The organism is Streptomyces sp. NPDC051172, assembly GCF_040682555.1.
Classification (GTDB): domain Bacteria; phylum Actinomycetota; class Actinomycetes; order Streptomycetales; family Streptomycetaceae; genus Streptomyces.
Genome location: NZ_JBFBBE010000345.1, coordinates 1 through 1,441, shown reverse-complemented (window position 1 = coordinate 1,441; position 1,441 = coordinate 1). Strand labels below are relative to the sequence as shown.

Here is a 1,441-nt window from a genome sequence, read left to right as displayed (position 1 = left end):
GAGTACCGGGCCACGGTGGCGCAGTGGAAGGCCCAGGAAGCTGCCAGGCGGCCCAAGCCCGCGAAGCTGGCCACGAACCAGCGACTGCACGACTACGTCCAGGCACGGCTGAACGGGATGGTCCTGGGCCCCGATGGCGTGGCCGTGCCGGGACCGGTCGGGGCCGGTTTCAAGGGGCGGAAGATGAAACCACGCCGGGCGGATCGTCGGTGGTCCACGGCGTGGAGTCCTGAGCAGATCAGCCGCCGGCTGCGCCTGGAGTTCCCGGATGATGGGTCCATGCGGATCTCTCACGAAGCGATCTACCAGTCGCTGTTCATCCAGGGGCGTGGGGCATTCAAGCATGAGCTCGTCGCGTGCCTGCGCACCGGGCGGGCTCTGCGCGAGCCGCGGGCACGTTCCCGGAACAAGCCCCAGGGCCATGTCACCGAGGATGTGGTGTTCAGCAAGCGCCCACCCGAGGCCGCTGATCGTGCTGTGCCCGGGCACTGGGAAGGGGACCTGATCATCGGGACCGAGCGTTCAGCGATCGGGACTCTGGCCGAGCGCAAGAGCCGGGCCACGATCCTGGTCCACTTGCCCCGCCTGCAGGGATGGGGTGAGCGGCCGCCGGTGAAGAACGGGCCGTCGCTGGGTGGGTACGGGGCCGAGGCGATGACCGCGGCCCTGATCAAGGCGATGGCGACGGTGCCGGAGCAGCTGCGTCAGAGCTTGACGTGGGATCGGGGCAAGGAGCTGGCCGGGCATGTCCAGTTCACGATGGCCACGGGCACGAAGGTGTTCTTCGCTGACCCCCACTCGCCGTGGCAGCGGCCGACGAACGAGAACACGAACGGGGTGCTGCGGCAGTACTTCCCCAAGGGCACGGACCTGTCGAGGTGGTCGGCCCAGGACCTCGCAGCAGTCGCGTACACGCTGAATAACAGGCCCAGGAAGGTCCTGGACTGGAAGACTCCCGCAGAGGTTTTCGCCGAGCAGCTAAGCTCGCTCACGAGGAACGGTGTTGCAACGACCGGTTGAACCCGCCCAGTACGTCAGTTTGGCCTACTCGGACGCGCTCATCACCGCGGGGGTGACGGCCTCGGTGGGCACCGTGGGCGACTCGTACGACTGTCAGTCTCTGAGGGCCGGATTCCGCGAGGATGAGGAAGTCCTGGCCGTGGTGCTCTGACCCATCTCTACGATTGACCCACTTGGTGTCTTGGCGTTGATCTGTCGGGCCCGCGGCCGGGCACGTACGACCACTGCCGCCGGTCCGGGCGTGACCTGATAGGAGCCTGGAGCATTTTCGTGACCGTGTCCCCGTGACAGTCCTGTCCGCCCACCGGCGTCGGTGCCGCCCCCGCACCCGTAGCCGAAGGACAGCCTCGTATATGAGCCAGATCGCCCCCACCCGTTCCGGTCACGTCGTGATCGGCGTGGACACCCACAAGCACATCCA

The 1,441-nt window shown here is 67.2% G+C and carries 2 protein-coding genes; both read left to right on the top strand.

Translation table 11 applies throughout. The annotated features are described in order from the left end of the window. Positions 1-1,020: IS30 family transposase (locus AB0N07_RS50965; protein WP_365847811.1), on the top strand; the 1,020-nt coding region annotated here is incomplete at its 5' end. Continuing rightward, positions 1,004-1,171, top strand: coding sequence for a hypothetical protein (locus AB0N07_RS50960; protein WP_350750005.1), 168 nt, complete (start codon positions 1,004-1,006; stop codon positions 1,169-1,171). The genes AB0N07_RS50965 and AB0N07_RS50960, both read left to right, overlap by 17 nt. Positions 1,172-1,441 lie beyond the last annotated feature (270 nt).